This is a genomic window from Gemmatimonadota bacterium (assembly GCA_016714015.1).
Classification (GTDB): Bacteria; Gemmatimonadota; Gemmatimonadetes; order Gemmatimonadales; family Gemmatimonadaceae; genus Pseudogemmatithrix.
Window position 1 is genome coordinate 152,923 of record JADJNZ010000010.1, and the last position, 21,892, is coordinate 174,814.

Sequence of the window (21,892 nt, forward strand, 5' to 3'; positions counted from 1 at the left end):
CCCGGCGTCTCGCCGGGCCCCCTTCTCGTGTACGCACCGGACCGGCGGTCGCGATCAGGTGCCGGCGACCGTCTGGCGACGGAGGCTCGCGTTGATCTCCTTGCGGCGGTCCACGACCTTCGCCTCGCGACGCAGGTTCTCGAGGAAGGTGCGCACCTTCTGCTCGCGGAACGCCTGCACCACGCGGTCGCGCTGCTGCGCCTTCTGCGCCTCGAAGCTCTCGCGTGACGCCTCGGTGCGCGCGGTGACCGTCAGCACGACGACGGACTCGTCCGTCCGGGCCATGCCCACCGAGCCGACCGGGATCCCGAAGGCGGCACCGACGGCCTCATTGAAGTAGCCGAGGCCGGGAACGAACCCGGTGCGGGTGAAGGGGCCAGCCAGCTCGGGGTTCAGCCCCGCCTTCGCGGCGGCGGCGGCCAGGGTCGTCGAGCGTGCGTCAGCGAGGATCGCCTGGCCCTTCGCGACGAGGCCCTCGACGGCCTTCCGCTCCTTGAGCACGTTCAGGATCTCCTGCCGGACGGACTCGAACGACTGCTTGCCACCCTGCTGGATCGAGTCGAGGCGCACGAGGTAGTAGCCCTGGTCGTCATCGATCAGGTCGCTCGTCTCCCCGACCGCGAGGCCGGAGAAGGCCCAGCCGGCGAGCCCGCCCACCTGCCGGCCGGCGTACTGGGCGGCCTGGCCCTGCTGCACCGGGATCTGCGTGACGAGGAGCCCCAGCGTCTTGGCGGCCGAGTCGAACTTGGCGGCCTCCGTCGCGCCACCCGCGAGCGACGAGAGGTCGTCTGCCCGGCGGTCGGTGGCCGTCGCGGTCGAGTCGGCCTGACGGATGCTGAGCAGGATGTGGCGGAGCGCAAGCGTGTCACCCTTCCGCTCGGTCGCCTGGATCAGGTGCCAGCCGAACGAGGTCTTCACCGGCTCCGAGATCTGTCCCGGGCGCAGCGCGAATGCCGCCGTCTCGAAGTCCGGGACGAAGCGCCCCTTGGGGCCGCGACCCAGATCGCCGCCCTGCGGACCGGAGACGGTGTCCTCGGACTCACGCTTGGCGACGTCCTCGAACGTCGACCGCCCGCTGGTGATCTCCTCGCGCAGCGTACGGAGGCGGGCCGCCACCGCGGCGGTGTCCGCGGCGGTGGGGATCCGGCTGAGCGCCACGACGGAGATCACGGCACGCCCCGGACGCTCCCAGCGTCCATCGTACTGCTCGTAGAACTTGCGCGCCTCGGCGTCCGAGACCTCGGCCGCCGTGACCTGCTCCGGCGTCGGGCGGAGCGCGACGTATTGCACGCTCGCCGAGTCCCGCTCGTCGCGGTACATCCGGAAGAGGCGGTCGTCGCTCACCCACGCGTCCGTGACGAGCTGCGAGAAGAGCTTCTGCTTGGGGATCTCGGTCCGATAGTAGTTCTCGAGCTGCACCCCGATGCCCTGCTGCTTCGCGATCGGGGAGGTGATGAAGCGCTGGTACTTGGCCGGGTCGAAGCGCCCGTCGGTCTGGAAGCTCGGGTTCTGGTAGACCTCCGGCGGCGGGGAGTTCAGCACCGCGTCGAGGATCTCCTGCTTCGTGACCCGGATGCCCCGCGCCTCGTATTCCTGATTGAGGAGCAGCTCCGAAACGAGCTGGTTGAAGGCCTGCTCCTCGAGCTGCTGGCGCTCGTCGAGGTTGAGCGAGCGTCCATTCCGCCGTTCCTGCTCGCTCGCGAGCTGGAGGGAGAGGTTCTGCCAGGTGAGGTAGAGCACCTCATCGCCATTCACCTTCGCGACCACCGTCGTCGGCGTCACCGGCGACCGGCCGAGCAGGCCCGACACGTCACCCAGCAGGAAACCGCCCACGAAGGCGATGAAGAGGAAGAACCAGATGTACTTGGCGATGCCCCGCATCGATTGCAGCACGGACCACGACCCCTGGAGCAGACGGTAGTGAAGAAGACGCGGGGAGTCCGACCGCAGTGCCTGCGGTCCCGAACCCCTCGCGACGTGTTGGACGGAACCTCCAAAACTACCGGAACGCACGACGTAAAATCAAGCGAGACGCCAACTTCTGATTGACGCTCGCTCCGCGAGGGTGATAGCTTCCGCCAGAGCGCGGCGGCGCCTCGCGATCCCCATCCGACCCCCCGCATGTCCGCACCCAATCGCGTCGACGAACTTCGAAAGCGGTACCACGAGAACCCGCGGCGCTTCTTCGCGCCGCTGGCCAACGAGTACCGCAAGACCGGATTCGTCGACCGGGCCATCCTGCTCTGCGAGAAGCACCTCGGCGAGCAGCCCGGCAACATGAATGGCCTCGTCGTCTACGGGCAGTGCCTGTTCGAGACCGGCCGCCTTGACGAAGCCCGCCAGCCCTTCGAGGCCGCCCTGGGGCTCGACCCCGAGAACCTGATCGCCCTCCGCCACCTCGGCGACATCGCCCGCCTCGGCGGGGACACCGAGACCGCGCGCGCCTGGTACGGGAAGCTCCTCGAGTTCGACCGCCGCAACGACGAGGTCATCGCCCTGCTCGCCGAGGTCGGCGGCGGGGCCGAGCAGGCCCCGGCGAGCGCCTCGCATGCGCCGAACATCATCTCGGTCGCGGGGTCGGTGCGCGTCACCACCGCGACCGACGCGATGGCGATGGGTGCGATCGAGTCGCCCGTGGCGCCCACGCCCGCCGCTCCCCCGACGCCGACGCTGCCGATCCCGGTCGTGCCGCCGGCCCCGATCCGCGACAGCGCGGCGACCCCGCGGCGCGCCGCGACGCCGGTCGACCCGTCGGCCAAGACCATCGAGGTCTCGGCGCAGCCGAAGCCGGTCAAGCGGGCGTCGCTGCTCGACGTCAGCTTCGACTTCGGCGAGATCGGCGCCGCCGCGGACGCCGCTCCGCCGCCGCCGGCCCCCGAGCCCGTCCTCCCCGCCGAGGCGGCCGAGTACGGTTTCGCCGCGACGGAGCTGGGAATCTCGGCCGAGGAGGAGCTCGACACGCTCGACTCGTTCATCGAAGCATCGCCGGTGGGGGAGTCGCTGTCGGAGATGCCGGAAGTCGAAGGCATCGAGAAGGCGGAGTTCAGCGCCGACGTGTCGCCGCTCGCGGGGCTCGAGGCCTCCGAGTTCACCGGCGGCGATGTCGCGCCGATGGATGGGCTCGATCCGATCGAGTTCCGGCCGCCCGACCGTCCGTCCGTTGCCGTCGAGGGCCTCGAGCCGGCCGAGTTCGAGCCGATGGGTCTCGAGGCGATCCCCGACATGGGGCTCGAGGTCACGCACGACGATCCGTTCGGGCCGCCGCCCGCCGACATGCCCGCGGACTTGCCCGCGGACACCTCGACGGAACTCGAGTTGACCTCGTCGGCCGAGGAGGCCGTCGTCGCCGAGGCCGCTCCGGAACCGGCATGGCCGGCGGGACTCGAGGACATCGATGCGTCGCCGGCGGAGCCCGCCGAGGCGATCGAGGAAGCGCCCCCCGCGCGTTCCGATGCCCGCGCCGACGCGCGCGCGTCCGTCGCCGGGCTGCCGCTCCTCGAGCCGTTCGGCACGCCGACTCCCTTGGCGACGCCGACGGTCAGCGACCTGCCGCTCCTGCCCAGCCTCGAGGAGGCCGAGACCGTTCCGATCGACCTCGAGGCCGTGCGGCGGAGCATGGAGACGCCGGCGACCTTCGTGACCGAGACGATGGCGCAGGTGTACGTGCAGCAGGGACACACCGAGAAGGCGATCGAGGTCTATCGGCAGCTCGTGGCGCAGACGCCGGGCGACGCCGAGCTGGCGGCGCGACTGCGCGCGCTCGAGGCGCCACCGGCGGAGCCGGTGGCGGCCGAGCTTCCCGCTGTCGAAGCGCCGTCGGCGCCGAGGCCGGCGCGGCAGACCCTCGGGTTCGACACGCCGCTGTCGACCGAGCCGATCGAGGAGCCCGCTCCCGCGAACTCCATGCTCAAGGCGACCTCGTTCGACGGGATCTCGCTGAGCACGCCGGACACGCCCTCGCGCGGGTCGGCGCCGGTCTTGCCCGTACGGGACTCGGTGGCCACCGGTCCGAGTGCTCGCGAGTTCTTCGCGCGGTTCGCGCATCGCTCGCTCACGCCCATCGCGACGCCCGTGGTGACGGCCGCCCCGCCGGCGGAGCCCACGTCGGCACCATCGGCGGCGGGGCGCATGCTCAGCCCGCTGGATGAGCTCTTCGGGACTGGCGTCCTGCCCGAGGACGAGGCGGCCGCGCATCGGCTCGCCGGGGTCGGGGCCACGTCGGGTCCGTCGGGCGGGAGCGCGCTCGATTCACTGTTCGGCGAAGGGCCGTCCGCCCCCATGCCGGCGGAGACGCCACGTTCCTCGAGTGCGACCACGCCGTCGCGCGGCACCGTGCCGCGTGCCTCGGAGAAGCTTCGCTTCGACCAGTTCTTCGCGAGCTCGACACCGGTCGAGGGCTCGGCGGCGACGCCGGCTCCCGCGCCGGCGCCGGATGCGGCGCCCGAGCTCGGCGCCGACGACGCGTCGCTGGAGGATGGGGAGCCGGGCGAGGACGACGATCTCGACCAGTTCCAGGGCTGGCTGCGGGGGCTGACCTCGTGAGGATCGCGGTCCTCAACGGGCCGAATCTCAACCTGCTCGGGATCCGCGAGCCGCAGATCTACGGCACGACCACGCTCGGCGAGATCGAGGCGCGTCTCGAGGAGCTCGGCGCCGAGCTGGGGGTGACGCTCCTCTTCTCGCAGTTCAACGAGGAGGGGCGGATGATCGAGGCGATCCACAACTGCCGTGGCGTGGTGGCCGGCGCGCTCGTGAACGCGGGCGCATGGACGCACACGAGCCTCGCGCTGCGCGACGCGCTCGTGGGGGTCTCGCTGCCGTACGTGGAGGTGCACCTCACGAACATCCACGCGCGCGAGCCCGAACGACGGCACTCCTGGCTCGCGCCGGGCGCCCTCGCGATCGTCTCGGGGTTCGGTGCCGACAGCTATGAGCTCGGGCTGCGCGGGCTCGTCCGCGCGCTGGGTGGGGCGCCCTCCGGCGCCCGGTAGGCCCCGCGCCCTCGTGCGCGTTCGCTGACGGCTTGCCGCGTCGGCTATCTTCCTCCCCGTGTCCTCCCTCGTCTACGCCGTGCTCGCGGCCGCCGGGAACCTCGTCGGGGCCGTCGCGATCACCGCGCGGCCGCGCTGGGCGCCCCGGACGCTCGAGCTCTTCCTCGCGTTCTCGGCGGGCTTCCTCGTGGCCGTTGCCGTCACCGGGTTGCTCCCCGAGGCCCTCGCGCACTCGGGTGCGCAGGGGGCGCTGGTGGTCCTGGGCGGCTTCCTGGCGGTGCACCTCACGCAGCATGCACTGGTGGGGCACTTCCACTTCGGTGAGGAGACCCACCACGTGAGTCGCGCCGTGAGCGCATCGGCGCTCGCGGGGTTGTTGCTCCATACGTTCGTCGACGGCGTCGCCATCGCGAGTGCGTTCGGGGTGAGTCAGGAGCTCGGGGTGATCGTCTTCGGGGCGATCGTGCTCCACAAGGTGCCGGAGGGGCTCGCGATCGCGTCGCTCTGGATCGCCGCCGGCCGCACGCGTTCGGCGGCGCTCGGGGCCGCGGCGGCGCTCGGCATCGCCACCCTCGCCGGCGTCGTCCTCACGGATCTCAGCACGACGCTCGAGCACTGGGGGCTCGCCCTCTCCGCGGGCGTGACGCTGTACGTGGGTGCCTCCAACCTGATCCCCGAGTTCCAGGGCAAGGCGGGGTGGGGCCACAACGTCGCGTTCTTCGGCGGGTGCGGGATCGCCGTCGGGATGCGCGCGCTCATCGGCCACTGACGATGGCACGCTCCGGGCCCTCGCGCGGACGCGGCGCACCGACCGCGCCGGGGCTGTTCGAGCGTCCCATGGGCGCCCCACTCGCGTCGCGGCTACGCCCGCGGACGCTCGATGAGGTCGTCGGGCAGTCGCACCTGCTCGGGCCGGGCAAGCCGCTCCGCGTCGCCATGGAGGCCGGCGAGACCGGATCCATCCTTCTCTGGGGGCCGCCGGGCACGGGCAAGACGACCATCGCCCGCCTGGTCGCGCGCCATGTCGAGGGCGAGTTCGTGCCGTTCAGCGCGGTCACCGACGGCGTGCCGCGCATCCGCGAACTGGTCGGCGAGGCGGAACAGCGCCGCGCGCTCGGCGCGCGCACGGTGCTCTTCGTCGACGAGATCCACCGGTTCAATCGCGGACAGCAGGACGCCCTGCTGCCGCACGTGGAGAGCGGTCTCCTCACGCTCATCGGGGCGACGACGGAGAATCCGAGCTTCGAGATCAACGGCGCGTTGCTCTCGCGCATGCGCGTCTTCGTGCTCCAGCCGCTCGGGGCGGAGAGCATCGCCGAACTCCTCCGCGTGGCGATCGACGACGCCGATCGCGGACTCGGCGGTCGCGGACTGGTCCTCGTGGACGATGCCTGCGCCCTCCTCGCCGAACAGGCCGACGGGGACGCGCGCCGCGCCCTGACCGTGCTCGACGCGGCGGCGGTGCTGGCCGAGGCGGCGGACGCCGATGCGTCGGGCGCACGACACATCTCGCGCGGGCTCATCACCGACGCGCTCCAGCAGCGGGTCGCGAGCTACGACAAGTCGGGCGAGCAGCATTTCAATCTCATCTCCGCCTACCACAAGGCGCTGCGCGGCTCCGATCCGCAGGGCGCGCTCTACTGGCTGGCGCGGATGATCGAGGGCGGGGAGGATCCGCTCTACATCGCGCGCCGCACGGTGCGCTTCGCGGCCGAGGACGTGGGGCTCGCCGATCCCCGCGCGCTCGAGGTCGCGATCGCGGCCCGCGACGCCTTCCACTTCCTCGGCTCGCCCGAGGGGGACCTGGCCCTCGCCGAGGCGGCGGTGTATCTCGCGACGGCGCCCAAGTCGAACCGCGTCTACGTGGCGTGGAAGGCCGCGCTCGACGCCGCGCGCGCCACGCCGGCGGCCGCGGTGCCGTTGCACATCCGGAACGCACCGACCGGCCTGATGAAGGAACTGGGGTATGGCGCCGGGTATCAGTACGCGCACGATGCGCCGGGCGCGTACGTGCCGCAGGATTACCTTCCGGACGAGCTCCGCGCGCGCGAGTTCTACGTGCCCGGCCCGTTCGGATTCGAGAAGGAAGTGGAGAAGCGGCTTGCGTGGTGGCGCGCCCTGCGCGACCGCCACGAGCAGGCCCAGTCGACCAACCCGGGAGCACAGGCTCCCCTGCCGGAGGACGGATGATGCGTCGTTGGATGATGGGACTCGCGCTGGTCTCGGTGGCGACGATCGCCGGGTGCAAGACGCTCGCGCGCCAGGCGTTCGCCAATCCGGTCGTCGAGGTCAAGGACGTGCGCGTGAAGGGCGTCGGCCTGCAGGGCGGCTCGCTCGACGTGATCCTCGACGTCTACAATCCGAACGACTACCGCATCGACGCCCGGAGCATCAGCTACACCGTGTTCGTCGACTCGGCGCAGATCGCGACGGGCGAGATCGAGCGGCTCATGACGCTGTCGAACCTCGGGCACTCCGAGGTCGTGGTGCCGGTGGAGTTCACCTTCGCCGCCGTGCAGAAGGCGATGCAGAAGTTCGCGCTGCGCGGCAGCCTCGACTACCGCGTCACGGGCGCGTTCACGATGGTCACGCCGATCGGCAGCATCACCCGGCCCTATTCGGGGCAGGGGCGGCTCGACTCGTTCCGGTGAACTTCCAAGGAGGAGCGAGGGGAAGGAGCGAGAGTCGAGGCAGGAAGTGAAAGAGTGAAGTCGAAGGGGAGGGAAGGGAGAAGGTCGGCGCGGGTCCCTGGGATTACATTTCCCCTCGCCCTCGCGCTTGGGACCTCTCCCTGATCCCTCGCTCCTTCCCCTCGTTCCGCGCGCCTCCCATCCGCTCCCTGATCGAGCTCTCCGCGCCCCAAGAGCGCGCCATCCTCGTCGGCGCGCCCATCAAGCGCACCAACGCGCGGCATCACGTCTCCGAACACCTCGAGGAACTCGAGCGGCTCGCGGACACCGCGGGCGCGCTCGTCGTCGGCACCCTCACCCAGCAGCTCGACCGTCCGGACCCGTCCACCTACATCGGGCGCGGAAAGGTGGAGGAGCTCAAGTCGATGCTCGTGGCGCACGACGCCACGCTCGTCATCTTCGACGATGAGCTCTCGCCCGCCCAGGGCAAGAACCTCGAGGGCGAACTCGGCAAGCGCGTCATCGATCGCGCCGAGCTCATCCTCGACATCTTCGCGGTGCGCGCCCGCTCGGCCGAGGCGCGGATGCAGGTGGAACTCGCCCAGCTCGAGTACTCGCTCCCGCGCCTGACGCGGATGTGGACGCACCTCGAGAAGTTCCGCGGCGGCATCGGCGTGCGCGGTCCCGGCGAGACGCAGCTCGAGACCGACCGTCGCCTCGTCGGCCAGCGGATCAAGCTCCTCAAGGATCGGCTCGAGGAGGTCACGAAGGCGCGGCACCAGCAGCGCGCGGGACGCACCGGGGCCTTCCGCGCCTCGCTCGTCGGGTACACCAACGCGGGCAAGAGCTCCATCCTCCGCGGCGTCTCGGGGGCCTCCGAGGTCTTCGTCGAGGACCGGCTCTTCGCGACCCTCGACCCGCTCACGCGCGAGGTCGATCTCGGGGATCACCAGTCGGTGCTGCTCACTGACACCGTCGGCTTCATCCGCAAGCTCCCTCACCACCTCGTCGCCAGCTTCCGCGCGACCCTCGAGGAGGTGCGCGAAGCCGACCTGCTCCTCCATGTGATCGACGCGAGCCATCCCTCGTGGGAGGAACAGCGCCTCGTCGTCGATGACGTCCTCGCCGACCTCGGCGTGCAGGACGTGCCGATGGTCTACGTCTTCAACAAGTCCGACCGGCTGCTGCCCGAGGTGCGCGAGGCGCTCTCGGCGCGCATCGAGAACCTCGCGCCGGGATCGATCTTCACGTCGGCGGCCGAGCCCGCCGGGCTCGAGCCGCTGCGCGACCTGCTCCGCGAGCGCCATCGTCAGCGTCGTGCCGAGGTCGAGCTGCTCCTGCCGATGACCGACGGGCGCCTCATCGCCGAGGCGCACCGCGTGGGGGAGGTCCTCTCGACGGAGGCGGATGACGAGGCGGGGGTGCTGCGCATCCGCGGGCGCTTCGACGCGGCATCGCTCGGGCGCCTCCAACGGGGCGGGGCGACGCGCCCGTGAGCGCGTCGGCCGGGCGCCTCGCGCGCCTGCGGCAGTCGCTCGCGGCGAGCGGCCTCGACGCGCTGCTCGTCAGCGCGCTCCCGAACATCCGGTACCTGACCGGCTTCTCCGGGTCGAACGGACTCGTGCTCGTCACGCCGTCGGAGTGCGTGCTGCTCACCGACTTCCGGTACGCGACGCAGGTGAAGACCGAGGTCGCGCCGGAGGTCCGCGTGGTCATCGAGTCCTCGTCCCTCTGGACGCGGCTGTGGAAGGTGCTCGGCGACCAGTCGGCGACGAAGGTCCTCGCGTTCGAGAGCGCGCACGTCACGCACCAGGACGCCGCGCGCTTCCTCGACGCCGCGAGCGAGGGGTCGCGCTGGCTCTGGCGCCCGGCGATCAACCTGGTCGAGGTGCTGCGCGAGTCGAAGGACGAGGACGAGATCGGGCGGATCCGCGAGGCCGTGCGCATCGCCGAGCACGCGCTCGGCGCGACGCTCCCGCACGTGCGGGCGGGGATGACGGAGCTGGAGGTGGCGGGGCGGCTCGAGCACGAGCTGCGGTCGGCCGGGAGCGAGGGCTTCGCGTTCGAGACGATCATCGCCGCCGGCGCCCGGTCGGCGCTGCCGCACGCGCGCGCCTCGCGCCAGCCGATCGCGAAGGGGGACCTCCTCCTGTTCGACTTCGGGGCGATCCACGCGGGGTACGTCTCGGACATCACGCGGACCTTCGTCGTCGGCGCGCCGCCGACCGCACGGCAGCTGGAGGTCCACACCGCGGTTCGGGAAGCCAACGGGAGCGCTTCGGCGCTCGTTCGGGCAGGAATGCGCGGCCGGGATGCCGACGCGCTCGCGAGGGACTACATTGACCGCCTTGGCTTCGGCGACGCCTTCGGGCACTCGTTGGGGCACGGGATCGGGTTGGAGATCCATGAAGCCCCCCGGTTGGCGAAGACCGCGGAGACGCCACTGCCGACCGGCGCGGTCGTCACGATCGAGCCGGGGATCTATCTCGAAGGGTGGGGCGGGGTGCGCATCGAGGACGACGTCGTCCTCGGCAGCGAAGGCCCCGAGATCCTCACGGGATTCACGCGGGAGCTGTTGCAGTTGTAGGGCCTAGCAGGAAGGCGGATGCGATGGAACCGTCATCCATCCCCCTCTCACAACTCACTTCTGCCTCCAATGATCGATCTTCGGTACGTCAAGAAGCTGCTCGAGATGCTCGACGAGTCCACGGTGGACTCGATGGAGATCTCGTCCGACAAGGGCATGCGGATCCGGCTGAGCAAGACGCCGACCGCGCGCGGGGTCATGCAGTACGCCCCCGCCGCCGCACCGCCCCCGCCGCGCCCGCGCCTGCGCCTGCCGCGGCGGCGGCCGCCCCCGTGGCCGCCGCGGCCGCACCCGCTCCGGCCGCGGGCGGCAATCTCACCGACGTGAAGTCCCCGATGGTCGGGACCTACTACGGCGCGCCGGAGCCCGGCGCCAAGCCCTACGTCTCGGTCGGCCAGCAGATCAAGAAGGGCCAGGTCCTCTGCATCATCGAGGCGATGAAGATCATGAACGAGATCGAGAGCGAGGTCTCGGGGACCGTCGTCGAGATGAACGCGACCGACGCGCATCCCGTGGAGTACGGCCAGGTGCTCTTCCGCGTGCAGGCGAATGGCTGAGCCGCGCAAGACCGTGGCGCAGCCCGCGGGAGGGGCCGCACCCGCCGCCGCGCCCGCGGCCGGCGCCGCGGCCGCGCCGCCGTACAACTTCAAGTTCGTGCTGCAGACGATGGCCCAGCAGGGCGGGTCCGACCTGCACCTCAAGATCGGTCGCGCGCCCACCATGCGACTCAACGGCGAGCTCGTCGCGATGGATCTCCCGGCGCTCCGCCCCGAGGACCTGCGCTCGATCGGCGAGCAGATCATCCCGCCCAAGCAGCGGCGCGAGTTCGATGAGGCCAAGGACGCCGACTTCGCGATCGGCGTGCCCGGCGTCGGCCGCTTCCGCGTGAACGTCTACCAGCAGCGCGGCTCGCTCGCCTACGCCTTCCGCGCGATCGCCTTCCAGGCGCTCAGCATGGAGGAGCTCAACCTCCCGGGCGTGCTGAAGGAGATCGCGATGCGCCCGCGCGGTCTCGTGCTCGTCACCGGCATCACCGGATCGGGCAAGTCGACCGCGCTCGCGTCGATGATCCAGTACGTCAACGAGAACAAGCACGCGAACGTGATCACGATCGAGGATCCGATCGAGTTCCTCCATCGCGACATCAAGTGCCACATCAACCAGCGCGAGGTGGGGACCGACACCACCTCGTTCGCCCAGGCGCTCCGCCGCGTGCTCCGGCAGGACCCCGACATCATCATGATCGGCGAGATCCGCGACCTCGAGACGCTCGAGATCGCGCTCAAGGCGGCCGACACGGGGCACATGGTCTTCTCGACGCTCCACACGATGGACGCGACGCAGACGATCAACCGCATCCTCTCGTTCTATCCGCCGCACGAGCAGGCCGACATCCGCTTCCAGCTCTCGACCGCGCTGCAGGCCGTGATCTGCCTCCGCCTCGTCCCGCGCGCCGACAAGGCGGGGCGCATCCCGGCCACCGAGATCCTCGTCAACAGCGCCGCCGTCTCCGAGAACATCCGCGACGCGACCAAGGCCCTGTCGATCCCGGAACTCATCCGCGAGGGCACGGTGCAGTACGGCATGCAGTCGTTCGACCAGTCGCTCCTCAACTGGTACAAGCAGGGCGTCATCTCCTACGAATCCGCACTCGCCGCGTCGACGAGCCCCAGCGAGTTCGCCCTGCGCGTGCAGGGCATCGCCGGGTCGTCCGAGGGCGATTGGAGCCAGGTCAACCAGGGCGCACGCTAAGTGTTCAAGAAAGTCCTCATCGCCAATCGCGGCGAGATCGCGCTGCGCGTCATCCGCGCCTGCCGCGAACTCGGTGTCGAGACCGTCGCCGTCTACTCCGAGGCGGATCGCGAGTCGCTCCACGTCCGGTTCGCTGACGATGACGTCTGCATCGGACCGGCGCCGGCGCGCGACTCGTACCTGCGCATCCCGCGCCTGATCGCCGCCGCCGAGATCACCGGCGCCGACGCCATCCATCCCGGCTACGGCTTCCTCGCCGAGAACGCCGAGTTCGCCGAGACCTGCGCCGCGAGCGGCATCACGTTCATCGGCCCGACGCCGCACCAGATCCGCACGATGGGCGACAAGTCCGCCGCCCGCGCCGCGATGATCGCCAACGGCGTGCCCGTCGTGCCCGGCTCGCCGGGCCCGGTCGAGGATGTCGACGAGGCGCTCGCGATCGCCGAGAAGATGGGCTTCCCGGTGATCATCAAGGCCTCGGCGGGCGGCGGCGGCAAGGGGATGCGCGTCGCGCGCGACATCGACGACTTCGCCCGCTCGTTCCAGCTCGCGCGCTCCGAGGCCCTCAGCGCCTTCGGCAATGGCTCCGTCTACGTCGAGAAGTACCTCGAGCGCCCGCGCCACGTCGAGTTCCAGATCCTCGGCGACACGCACGGCAACGTCATCCACCTCGGCGAACGCGACTGCTCCGTGCAGCGCCGCCACCAGAAGCTCGTCGAGGAAGCGCCCTGTCCGGTGATGACGCCGGAGCTGCGCGAGCGCATGGGCGCCGCGGCGGTGAAGGGGGCCAAGGCGATCGACTACGTCGGCGCCGGCACCATCGAGATGCTCCTCGACCAGGACGGGTCGTTCTACTTCATGGAGATGAACACGCGCATCCAGGTGGAGCATCCGGTCACCGAGATGCTCACCGGCGTGGACCTCGTGAAGGAGCAGATCCGCGTCGCCGCCGGGCTCCCGATGCGCGAGCTCAAGACGCCGGAACTGCGCGGGCACGTCATCGAATGCCGCGTGAACGCCGAGGACCCGGCGCGCAACTTCCAGCCGAGCCCGGGGAGGATCGAGGTCTTCCACATGCCCGGCGGGAACGGCATCCGCGTCGATACGCACGCGTACGCGGGCTACTCGGTGCCGCCGTACTACGACTCGATGATCGCCAAGCTCATCGTGCACGGCCGCGACCGCGAGGAAGCCCTCGCCAAGATGCGCCTCGCGCTCGAGACGTTCATCATCCAGGGCGTGACGACGACGATCCCGTTCCTCGGGACGCTCATGGATCACCCGAAGTTCGTCGCGGGCGACGTCCATACGAAGTTCCTCGAGCAGGAAGGGGCCGACCTGTTCGCATGACCCGCCGCGGCCGCGCGCGGGGGGGGGCCGGGCGGCCGGTCGCCCGCGGGCTGTCGTGGCTGCGTGCGGGCCCTCGGGCGCGGCCCTCGCGAGCGGCGGATGCGTCGGCGGGACCGCGAGGCCGACGGGGCTGCGCGCGGGGGGGCGGGGGGCGGGCCGCGCTCACCGGTCCTGCGCCTCGGCTCGCCCCGCTCGGCGGCGTGCCCTCGCCAGCTTCCTCCACGCCCAGCACGCCCTCGCGCGAGCGGCTCCGGGGCGGTCCGCAGTGCCGAGCGGGCGACGGATCTGCCGGGTGGGCTCGCTCCTGGGGGTGCGCCGGCTGGTACCGCCGGGCCATCGCGCGGCGCTTCGCCGACGAACTCTGACGCGGGACTCGCCGCTCGCTCACGCGTCCTGTATCATGTGGGGAGCGCGTGGCCATCGGCACCTCAGGAGCATCGGATGACGCAGACGTGGACATCGTCGGGGACCGAACCGCTCATCGACCGGCTGCGCCGGGCGGTGATCGGGCGCTACGACGTCTACGCCGAACTGGGGCAGGGCGGGATGGCGAGCGTCTTCCTCGCCCTCGACCTCGCGCTCGACCGGAAGGTCGCGATCAAGGTGATGGCGCCGGCGCTGATGACGTCGGCGGACAACGTCGAACGCTTCAAGCGCGAGGCCAAGGTCGCCGCGGCGCTCAATCATCCGCACATCATCGGCATCCTCGCGGTCGGTGACGATCCCGAGCTCGCGTACTTCGTGATGAAGTTCGTGGAGGGCCGCTCGCTCGACTCCGTCATCCGCGACGAGGGGCCGCAGTCGGTGCCCTTCGTGCAGAGCGTCATCGCGTCGGCGGGGAAGGCGCTGCACTACGCGCACACGCGCGGTGTCATCCACCGCGACGTGAAGCCGGCGAACTTCATGCTCGACCAGGACGGCTGGCTCGTCGTCACCGACTTCGGGATCGCGAAGCAGGGGGACGTGAAGGGGCTCACCGTCACCGGCTCGCTCATCGGCACGCCGTACTACATGTCGCCCGAGCAGTTCCACGGGCGGCCGGTCTCGCCGGCGGCGGACCAGTATGCGCTGGGGATCGTCGCCTACGAACTCCTCACGGGGACGCAACCCTACACGGGCGACACCGTGGCCGAGGTGATGCGCGGCCACCTGTTCGACGAGGTGCCCGACGTGCGGCAGGCGCGCCCCGAGGTCCCGGCCGAGATCGCGGCCTGCATCTCGCGGATGCTCGCCAAGGAGCCGGAGGAGCGCTTCGCGACGCTCGAGGACGCGGTGCTCGCGTTCGGCGCCATCTCGCCGACGCAGGAAGTGCAGGTCCGGACGCAGATCATCGAGCTGGCGCGGACGGGCGTGATGCAGCAGCCGCAGATCAACGTGCCCTTGAGTCCCATCCCGCAGGTGCGGACGCGGCCCGCGGTCACGCCGCCGCCGCGTGGGAGCGCGAGTGTCGGCGCGCGCGCGGGGGCGAGCGCCGCGCAGCTCGCGGCCACGACGCCCGTGCCGGGCATTCGTCCTTCACGTACCGATCGCGCGGCGGTGCCGGAGACACGGGTGAGCGTGCCGGCGCCATCCCGGTCGCGCATGCCGTTGATCGCCGCGCTCACCCTCCTCGTCGGCGTGGGTGGCGCGACCGCCGTCCTCCGGCCGGATCTGCTCGGACTCGGTGCGGCCTCCGCGATCGACACAACGGCTCCCGCCGCCCTCCTGGTCGATTCGGTGGCCCTGCGCGATTCGCTCGAGCGCGCGTCCCTCGCAAGCGCCGCGGCCGCCGCGACCGCTGACTCGCTCGCCCGGGTCGACTCGATCGCGCGTGCCGATTCGGTGGCGCGCGTGGTGGCGCAGGCGCAGGCCGATTCCGTCGCGCGGGCCGACTCCGTCCGCCGCGCCGCGGCCGCGCGTCCCGCGCCGACCCGTCCCGCGACGCAGCCGACCCGACCCGCGCTCCGCCCTGGTGCGGCCGCACTCCTGCGCGCTCGCAAGGATGGCCGCCGCACGGCCGTCCCGCCGCGCAATCCCTGATCGACCGCGCCTCACGCGCGCGGTGGGCACCGCCGGCCGGCGACGCACGTTCGGTACTCATGCGCACCTACCTCCGTTGGCAGGACGTCAATCCGACCGAACTGCGGGGGCACGCCGCCGTCGTGATCGATGTGCTCCGGTGGTCGACGGTCGTCGTCACCGCGCTGACGAATGGCGCCGAGTGGGTCGATGCCGTCGCCACGCCCGACGACGCACGCTCGCACGCGGCGACGCTCGGGCGCGCGGGCATCGTGCTCGGCGGCGAACGCGGCAATGTCGCGCTGCCCGGGTTCGATGCCGGCAACTCGCCGCTCGAGTACACCGCCGACCGCGTGCAGGGGCTTGGCGTCGTGACGACCACCACCAACGGGACCCAGGGCCTGCTCGCGGCCCGTGAGGCCGACGCGGTCATCGTCGGGGCGTTCGTGAACCTGCCCGCCGTGCTGCGCGCGCTCGAGGGTGAGCGGCTCGCGGGCCGGCCCGTCGCGCTCATCGCGTGCGGCCAGGAGGGGGAGCAGGCGCTCGAGGACGTCGCCTGCGCCGGTGCCATCGCGACCGCCATCGGCGGCATCGTGATCGACGTCGCCACCGAGCGCGCCTGCGCGGAGTGGGCGCGCGCCGGACGCGACCCGCGCACGGTGATGGAGCAGGCGCCGCACGCGGCCACGCTGCGCGCCGCGGGGTTCGGCGCCGACCTGGAGTTCGCCGCCCGTGTCGGGGCGTTCGACACCGTGCCCCGGCGGGCGAGTGCGAACCGGCTCCGCGCGTCATAGGGTCGGCGGGCAACGCGCGCAGAAGCGTATCCCGAAGGCCACCCGAATCGTCTCGGATATGTCCCCCAGCACCCCCGAGACCGATGCCGCGGAAGCTCCCCCAGGAAGACCCGCTCCTGCTCGATTCGCCGCTCGCGCCCGCCCCGCGCCGCACGCGCGCGCGGAAGCCCGAGCCCGTCGCCGCTGAGGCGACGCGCGGTTCCGTGCGGACCAGCACACCTGCCGCCACGTCCGCGCCTGCGCCCGCTCCGTCCGGGCTGCGGCGCGAGATCATGGGCATCGTCCTGCTCGTCGGGTCGCTCTTCGTCGCGGGGGCGCTCCTCTTCGGTCATGCGCCCGGATCGTTCGAGTCCTGCACGGCGGCCGGCGGCGCGTTCGGTCCCGTCGGCGGTTGCATCCGCTGGTCCATCCTCGGCCTCGTCGGCGCGCTGGCCGCGATCGTCGTGCCGTTCATCCCCGCCGTGCGCGCCCTCCGCCTGCTCGGCCGTCTCGAGCAGTCGTCGCGTCAGCATTTCGATCTCTTCCCGATCGGCCTCGTGCTCATCGTGCCCGTCGCGGCCGGACTCGCGCGCCTCGGCTCGGTCCCGGCCGGCAGCGGCGATCCGTTCGCGGGACTCTGGGGATCGTTCGCGGGGTACTATCTCGCCGAAGCCCTCGGACGCGGCGGCGCCTGGTTCGTCATCGTCATCGCGGTCAGCGTGCTCACCGCCGTCACCCTCGGATGGAATCCGCTCCGCGCGATCGTGGCCGTGGGCACGAAGCCGCCCGTCAGTGCCACCGATCCGGCGGCGCTCACCAAGGCCGAGTCGCTCGAGCCGGACGCGAAGGAGATGCCGGAGGTCGACCTCGGGCTGATGGGGCTCACGGCGAAGCCCGAAGCCGAGGTGGTGAGGAGCGAGGATGCGCTTCCCGCACCCGTCGCGGCGCTCAAGCCTGGGCGAGGGAAGAAGGAGAAGGGCGAAGCGGAGGGGGAGGCAGAAGGGGAGGGCGAGGAGGAGTCCCACTCCCCCGCGACCGCTGTCCCTCGCGCCACCGCGTCCAAGCCTCGCACCGCACCCGCGACCTCTCGCGCTTCGCTCCTCGATCCCGACGAACTCCCGAGCCCGACCCTCCTGACGAAGGCGCCCGAGCGCAATCTCGAGGCCGGGCGCGCCCAGCTCGACGCCATGGGGGCGAAGCTCATCGACTCGCTGCGCACCTTCAAGGTCGAGGGGGTGCTCACCGGTCGCACGAGCGGGCCGACGGTCACGCAGTACGAGATCGAGCCCGCGCCGGGCGTGAAGGTGCGCCAGTTCGCGAACCTCGCGAACGACCTCGCGCTCGCCATGCGCGCGCCGTCGATCCGCGTCGTCGCGCCGATCCCCGGGAAGGGGGCCGTGGGCGTGGAAGTGCCCAACCCGAATCCCGAGATGGTCGCGTTCCGCGAGATGCTCGAGAGCGCCGACTACCAGAACAAGCCGATGGCCCTGCCGATCGCCCTCGGCAAGGACCTCGAGGGGCGCGCGGTGATCGCCGACCTGGCGAAGATGCCGCACCTGCTCATCGCCGGCGCGACCGGCTCGGGCAAGTCGGTCTGCGTGAACACCATCGTCACCTCGCTCATCTACCGGCACACGCCCAAGACGCTGCGCTTCCTGATGGTCGACCCGAAGATGGTCGAGCTCAGCGTGTACAACGTGCTCCCGCACCTGCGCCACAAGGTCGTCACCGACAACCGCGATGCGGCGGCGGTGCTCAAGTGGGCGGTGATGGAGATGCAGGAGCGCTATGCGCTGCTGGCGGAGAACGGCGCGCGCAACATCCAGGACTTCAACCAGAAGGTCCGGAACGGCGCGACGCTGCGGAAGCCGAAGGACCCGAACGTCGGCTTCGAGAACCGCGACTACACGGGCGGGATCCTCCCGTACATCGTCGTGGTCATCGACGAGCTCGCCGACCTGATGATGACCTGCGCCGCCGAGGTGGAGACGCCGCTGGCGATGCTCGCCCAGAAGGCGCGCGCGATCGGCATCCACCTCATCCTCGCGACCCAGCGGCCGTCGGTGAACGTCATCACCGGCCTCATCAAGGCCAACTTCCCGAGCCGGATCGCGTTCCGCGTGGCGTCGCAGATCGACAGCCGCACGATCCTCGACGGCATGGGCGCCGAGTCGCTGCTGGGCAACGGCGACATGCTCTTCATCCCGCCGGGGAAGAGCGAGCCGGCGCGGTTGCAGGGCGCGTTCCTCTCGAACGACGACACCGAGCGCCTCATGCTCTGGTACACCGAGCGGAAGGAGGCCCGGAAGGCGGCGATGGAGGCGCAGGGGCTCATCCCGATCGACGAGGTGGCGACCGGCGAGGGCGACATCCTCGAGAAGGTGCGCGCGATGGAGGCTGCCGAGGCCGGTGGCGGCGAGGAGTCGGCCGAGGACCAGGGCGACCGCGACAAGCTCTTCCGCGAGGCGGCGGAGGTGTGCGTGCAGCACCAGGGGGGATCGACCTCGCTGCTCCAGCGCCGGCTGAAGATCGGCTATGGGCGCGCGGCGCGGATCATCGACCAGCTGCACCTCGCGGGAGTGCTGGGGCCGCCGGACGGCTCCAAGCCGCGCGACGTGCTGATCGGGCTCGAGGACATCGACCGCATCGCCGGGGAGCGGCACGCGGCCTGAGGGGGCGGGACGGAGTGTCACACACACTGTGACAGAGTGTCTTGGAGGGCGGAACGGCAGGCGCTAGCTATCGGTCACGGGCTCACCCCCACCAGGCTCGCCACCGCTGTTCATCGGTCCTTTCCCGAACCCCAAGGCACATGTACACGACCCTTCCGCAGATCCCGACCCTGAACCTCGACGAGCTCGAGCGCATCGCCATCAGCCACGCCCTGACCAAGACGGGCGGCAACCGGGTGCGCGCCGCCGCGCTGCTCGGCATCCACGTCCGCACGCTGCACCGCAAGCTGCGCGAGCAGGCGATCGAGGCGGCGACGAAGGCGGGCTACCAGGACGCCGCGGAGCCGTCCGAGCGGGTGCTCGCCGGCGTCTGACCGCCGGACGCGGGAGCGCCTCCGAGTCGAGCACGACGGACTCGGAGGCGGCCGCGACGGCCCGTGGAGTCGCGCGACGGTCGATGGCTGCTCCGCGAAACGATCCGCACCGGTGCGCAACGCGCCGATGCGGATCGTTGCGCGTCCAGCCCCTAGGTTCGCGCCATGTCGACACACAACCAGCGGTTCGGCGAACTCGGTGAGCGCATCGCGGCGCGATGGCTCGCGCGCAAGGGATGGCGGATCGTGTACCGCCGCTTCCGCAACGGCCGTCGCGACATCGATCTCGTCGCCGAACGCGATGCGCTCGTCGCGTTCGTCGAGGTGAAGGCGCGGCGTGGCGCGGCGTTCGGCGATCCGGTCGAGGCCGTGCACCATCGCAAGCAACGCGAACTCGTGAAGAGCGCGCACGTCTGGATCGACCGTCACGGACGGGCGGAGGAGTCGTACCGGTTCGATGTCGTCGGGGTGCTGCTGGATGGCGAACGGGTGTTGGTCAAACACGTCGAGGATGCCTTCCGGGTGTGAGGGGCCGGCGGAGCGGCTGTGGACTCCCAGGCGGTCGTCCACGGGTATCCACGCGTTCCGCACATGCGTTCAACACTGCAAGTCGTGTATTGTGAGTGACTTGCGTGCTTTGTTGACAAACAGGAAGGTGATCGAGCGGCGATGTGGATAAGTGACTGGTGCGCGGAGATGCCTCGCCCTTGCGAAGTCCCGTCGTTTTCGCAATTTGTTCGGTGTCCGCGGTTCCCGCGTTCGTTCGCAGTTCGTTCGGGATGGCCCCGCACCACTGGCGGGGTAGATTCCCTCTCACGAGTCGGCCATGCCGGCGCTACAGGCAGCACCAATCGAGGCAGTGATGGCGACCGCCGCACAGCAGGCAGACCGTTCGAAGGCGCTGGGACTCGCGGTTTCACAGATCGAGAAGTCGTTCGGCAAGGGCGCCATCATGAAGCTCGGCGCCGAAGGGATGCGGGTGAAGATCGATGCGATCCCGACCGGGGCGATCAACCTCGATGCGGCGATCGGCGTGGGTGGGATCCCTCGGGGGCGCATCACCGAGATCTACGGTCCCGAGAGCAGCGGCAAGACGACGGTCTGCTTGCACGTCGTGGCGAACGCGCAGAAGCAGGGTGGGACGGCGGCGTTCATCGACGCCGAGCACGCGCTGGACACGGACTACGCCGCGAAGCTGGGCGTGGATGTCGAGAAGTTGCTCGTCTCGCAGCCGGACACCGGGGAGCAGGCGCTCGAGATCTGCGAGATCCTGGTGCGGAGCGGGGCGGTGGACGTGATCGTGATCGACTCGGTGGCGGCGCTCGTGCCGAAGGCCGAGATCGAGGGGGAGATGGGAGACTCGCACGTGGGTCTGCAGGCCCGTCTGATGAGCCAGGCGCTTCGCAAGCTGACTGGTGCCATCGCCCGCTCGAACTGTTCGGTGGTGTTCATCAACCAGCTGCGTGAGAAGATCGGGGTGATGTTCGGCAACCCCGAGACGACCACCGGCGGCAAGGCACTCAAGTTCTACGCGTCGCTGCGGCTGGACATCCGCCGCATCGGCCCGGTGAAGGAGAAGGAGGACGTGATCGGGTCGCACGTCCGCGTGAAGGTGGTGAAGAACAAGGTGGCGCCGCCGTTCAAGCAGGCGGAGTTCGACATCATGTACGCCGAAGGGATCTCGCATACCTCGCTCCTCGTCGACATCGGCGCCGAGTCGGGGATCATCGAGAAGTCGGGGGCGTGGTACAGCTACGGGACGCAGCGGATCGGGCAGGGCCGCGAGAACGCGAAGCTGTTCCTGAAGGACAACCCGGCGGTGATGGCCGAGGTCGAGGAGAAGGTCAAGACGGTGCTCGGGATCAACAAGGTCGCGGTCGCCGAGTCGGAGACGGACGAATAGGGCAGGGGACAATAGAGCATCGGCAGGAGCGAGGACCGGGAGTGTTCGCACTTTCATCCTTCATCCTTCCGCCTCCATCGTGGTTCAGTCGGGGGTGCGATCTGTGGTGAGTCGTCGGGGCCCGGAATCCCCGCCGTTCCACTCGGGTCCGCCCCCGACACCCGTTCCGGAGCCCGTTCCGGGACCCGTCACGGCCATCCGCGAGGTGGCGCGGCGCGCGGGGCGGTACGCGGTCGAGGTCGCGGGGGTCGCGGTCGCGCCGGTCTCGGTGGACACCATCGCGGAGCTCAAGCTCCGGGTCGGACGGCTCCTCGACGCGCCGGAACTCGCCCGTCTCGTCGAGGCCTCCGCGATGACGGCGTGCTACGACAAGGCGCTCGACGCGCTTGCCCGGCGCGCGCGGAGCGCGAAGGATCTGGAGCGCTGGCTGGCCGACCGGGAGCACCCGCGCTCGGCGATCGTGGCGGCACTCGAGCGCCTGACGGCCCTGGGATTGCTCGACGACCTCGCCTTCGCGCGCGCGTTCGCCCGCTCCCGTGCGAGCGGCAAGGGCTTCGGCCCGCGGCGCGTGGTGGCCGAACTGGGCCGCAAGGGCGTGCCGCGGCCCGTCATCGACCAGGTGATGCGGGAGCTCGAGACCGCGGCCGACGAGGAGTCGGAGGGGGCATTGTCAGCGGCGGAGCGCGAGGTGGCGACGGTGCGCGCGGCGGCGGAGAAGCGGCTGCGCTCGCTCGCGCGGCTCGAGCCGGAGGTGGCGCGGCGCCGGCTCACGGGGTGGCTCGTGCGGCGCGGGTTCGGGGTCGGCGTGGCGTCGCGGGTGGCGAGGGAACTGCTGCCCCGGTGAGGCGCGGACGCCCTCCGC

Annotated in this window: 18 protein-coding genes; 17 read left to right on the top strand and 1 reads right to left on the bottom strand. The window is 70.9% G+C overall.

The window, feature by feature from the left end; translation table 11 throughout:
- Positions 1-54: 54 nt before the first annotated feature.
- Positions 55-1,881 (bottom strand): peptidyl-prolyl cis-trans isomerase, encoded by a 1,827-nt coding sequence (locus IPJ78_18080; protein ID MBK7908452.1) that lies wholly within the window; start codon positions 1,879-1,881, stop codon positions 55-57.
- A 240-nt stretch (positions 1,882-2,121) separates the two neighbouring features.
- Between IPJ78_18080 and IPJ78_18085 the strand changes: the two genes are divergently transcribed.
- The 17 genes from IPJ78_18085 (at position 2,122) to IPJ78_18165 (ending at position 21,874) form a co-directional block, all read left to right on the top strand.
- Positions 2,122-4,542: a tetratricopeptide repeat protein gene (locus IPJ78_18085; GenBank protein MBK7908453.1), complete on the top strand. Its 2,421-nt coding sequence runs from the start codon at positions 2,122-2,124 to the stop codon at positions 4,540-4,542.
- Positions 4,539-4,991: a 3-dehydroquinate dehydratase gene (locus tag IPJ78_18090; GenBank protein ID MBK7908454.1), complete on the top strand. Its 453-nt coding sequence runs from the start codon at positions 4,539-4,541 to the stop codon at positions 4,989-4,991. Before IPJ78_18085 ends, IPJ78_18090 begins: the two co-directional genes overlap by 4 nt.
- A 58-nt stretch (positions 4,992-5,049) precedes the next feature.
- Positions 5,050-5,760 (top strand): ZIP family metal transporter, encoded by a 711-nt coding sequence (locus IPJ78_18095; GenBank protein MBK7908455.1) that lies wholly within the window; start codon positions 5,050-5,052, stop codon positions 5,758-5,760.
- A 68-nt stretch (positions 5,761-5,828) separates the two neighbouring features.
- The gene (locus IPJ78_18100) at positions 5,829-7,181 is read left to right on the top strand and encodes a replication-associated recombination protein A (GenBank protein ID MBK7908456.1); all 1,353 of its coding nucleotides are present in this window, start codon (positions 5,829-5,831) and stop codon (positions 7,179-7,181) included.
- Positions 7,181-7,642 carry an LEA type 2 family protein gene (locus IPJ78_18105; protein MBK7908457.1) on the top strand — a complete coding sequence of 154 codons (462 nt, stop codon included), beginning with the start codon at positions 7,181-7,183 and terminating at the stop codon, positions 7,640-7,642. The genes IPJ78_18100 and IPJ78_18105 overlap by 1 nt, the downstream gene beginning before the upstream one ends.
- 221 nt (positions 7,643-7,863) lie before the next feature.
- Complete coding sequence (gene hflX, locus IPJ78_18110; GenBank protein MBK7908458.1) at positions 7,864-9,117, top strand: GTPase HflX; 1,254 nt, start codon at positions 7,864-7,866, stop codon at positions 9,115-9,117.
- Positions 9,114-10,208: an aminopeptidase P family protein gene (locus IPJ78_18115; protein ID MBK7908459.1), complete on the top strand. Its 1,095-nt coding sequence runs from the start codon at positions 9,114-9,116 to the stop codon at positions 10,206-10,208. The genes hflX and IPJ78_18115 overlap by 4 nt, the downstream gene beginning before the upstream one ends.
- Positions 10,209-10,231: 23 nt before the next feature.
- Entirely contained in the window at positions 10,232-10,765 is a 534-nt protein-coding gene (gene accB / locus IPJ78_18120) for an acetyl-CoA carboxylase biotin carboxyl carrier protein (GenBank protein MBK7908460.1), read from the top strand.
- Entirely contained in the window at positions 10,758-11,960 is a 1,203-nt protein-coding gene (locus IPJ78_18125; GenBank protein ID MBK7908461.1) for a type IV pilus twitching motility protein PilT, read from the top strand. The genes accB and IPJ78_18125 overlap by 8 nt, the downstream gene beginning before the upstream one ends.
- Positions 11,961-13,310 carry an acetyl-CoA carboxylase biotin carboxylase subunit gene (accC, locus tag IPJ78_18130; protein MBK7908462.1) on the top strand — a complete coding sequence of 450 codons (1,350 nt, stop codon included), beginning with the start codon at positions 11,961-11,963 and terminating at the stop codon, positions 13,308-13,310.
- Positions 13,311-13,751: 441 nt separating this feature from the next.
- Positions 13,752-15,329 carry a serine/threonine protein kinase gene (locus IPJ78_18135; GenBank protein MBK7908463.1) on the top strand — a complete coding sequence of 526 codons (1,578 nt, stop codon included), beginning with the start codon at positions 13,752-13,754 and terminating at the stop codon, positions 15,327-15,329.
- Between the two features lie 59 nt (positions 15,330-15,388).
- Positions 15,389-16,102 carry a 2-phosphosulfolactate phosphatase gene (locus IPJ78_18140; protein MBK7908464.1) on the top strand — a complete coding sequence of 238 codons (714 nt, stop codon included), beginning with the start codon at positions 15,389-15,391 and terminating at the stop codon, positions 16,100-16,102.
- An 83-nt stretch (positions 16,103-16,185) separates the two neighbouring features.
- Positions 16,186-18,753, top strand: a complete 2,568-nt coding sequence (locus IPJ78_18145; protein MBK7908465.1) for a cell division protein FtsK — start codon at positions 16,186-16,188, stop codon at positions 18,751-18,753.
- A gap of 140 nt (positions 18,754-18,893) precedes the next feature.
- Positions 18,894-19,127, top strand: a complete 234-nt coding sequence (locus IPJ78_18150) for a helix-turn-helix domain-containing protein (protein MBK7908466.1) — start codon at positions 18,894-18,896, stop codon at positions 19,125-19,127.
- Between the two features lie 165 nt (positions 19,128-19,292).
- Positions 19,293-19,655, top strand: coding sequence for a YraN family protein (locus tag IPJ78_18155; protein MBK7908467.1), 363 nt, complete (start codon positions 19,293-19,295; stop codon positions 19,653-19,655).
- Positions 19,656-19,989: 334 nt separating this feature from the next.
- On the top strand, positions 19,990-21,030 hold the full coding sequence (gene recA / locus IPJ78_18160; protein ID MBK7908468.1) for a recombinase RecA: 1,041 nt from the start codon (positions 19,990-19,992) through the stop codon (positions 21,028-21,030).
- A 205-nt stretch (positions 21,031-21,235) separates the two neighbouring features.
- Positions 21,236-21,874, top strand: coding sequence for a regulatory protein RecX (locus IPJ78_18165; protein ID MBK7908469.1), 639 nt, complete (start codon positions 21,236-21,238; stop codon positions 21,872-21,874).
- The last annotated feature ends 18 nt before the right edge of the window (positions 21,875-21,892 follow it).

Excerpts from the sequence above, each read along its gene's own strand:
- IPJ78_18080 (MBK7908452.1), bottom strand. The coding sequence starts at position 1,881 with ATGCGGGGCATCGCCAAGTACATCTGGTTCTTCCTCTTCATCGCCTTC.
- IPJ78_18085 (MBK7908453.1), top strand. The coding sequence starts at position 2,122 with ATGTCCGCACCCAATCGCGTCGACGAACTTCGAAAGCGGTACCACGAG.
- IPJ78_18100 (MBK7908456.1), top strand. The coding sequence starts at position 5,829 with ATGGGCGCCCCACTCGCGTCGCGGCTACGCCCGCGGACGCTCGATGAG.
- IPJ78_18105 (MBK7908457.1), top strand. The coding sequence starts at position 7,181 with ATGCGTCGTTGGATGATGGGACTCGCGCTGGTCTCGGTGGCGACGATC.
- accB (MBK7908460.1), top strand. The coding sequence starts at position 10,232 with ATGGAACCGTCATCCATCCCCCTCTCACAACTCACTTCTGCCTCCAAT.
- IPJ78_18125 (MBK7908461.1), top strand. The coding sequence starts at position 10,758 with ATGGCTGAGCCGCGCAAGACCGTGGCGCAGCCCGCGGGAGGGGCCGCA.
- IPJ78_18135 (MBK7908463.1), top strand. The coding sequence starts at position 13,752 with ATGACGCAGACGTGGACATCGTCGGGGACCGAACCGCTCATCGACCGG.
- IPJ78_18140 (MBK7908464.1), top strand. The coding sequence starts at position 15,389 with ATGCGCACCTACCTCCGTTGGCAGGACGTCAATCCGACCGAACTGCGG.
- IPJ78_18145 (MBK7908465.1), top strand. The coding sequence starts at position 16,186 with ATGCCGCGGAAGCTCCCCCAGGAAGACCCGCTCCTGCTCGATTCGCCG.
- IPJ78_18150 (MBK7908466.1), top strand. The coding sequence starts at position 18,894 with ATGTACACGACCCTTCCGCAGATCCCGACCCTGAACCTCGACGAGCTC.
- IPJ78_18155 (MBK7908467.1), top strand. The coding sequence starts at position 19,293 with ATGTCGACACACAACCAGCGGTTCGGCGAACTCGGTGAGCGCATCGCG.
- recA (MBK7908468.1), top strand. The coding sequence starts at position 19,990 with ATGGCGACCGCCGCACAGCAGGCAGACCGTTCGAAGGCGCTGGGACTC.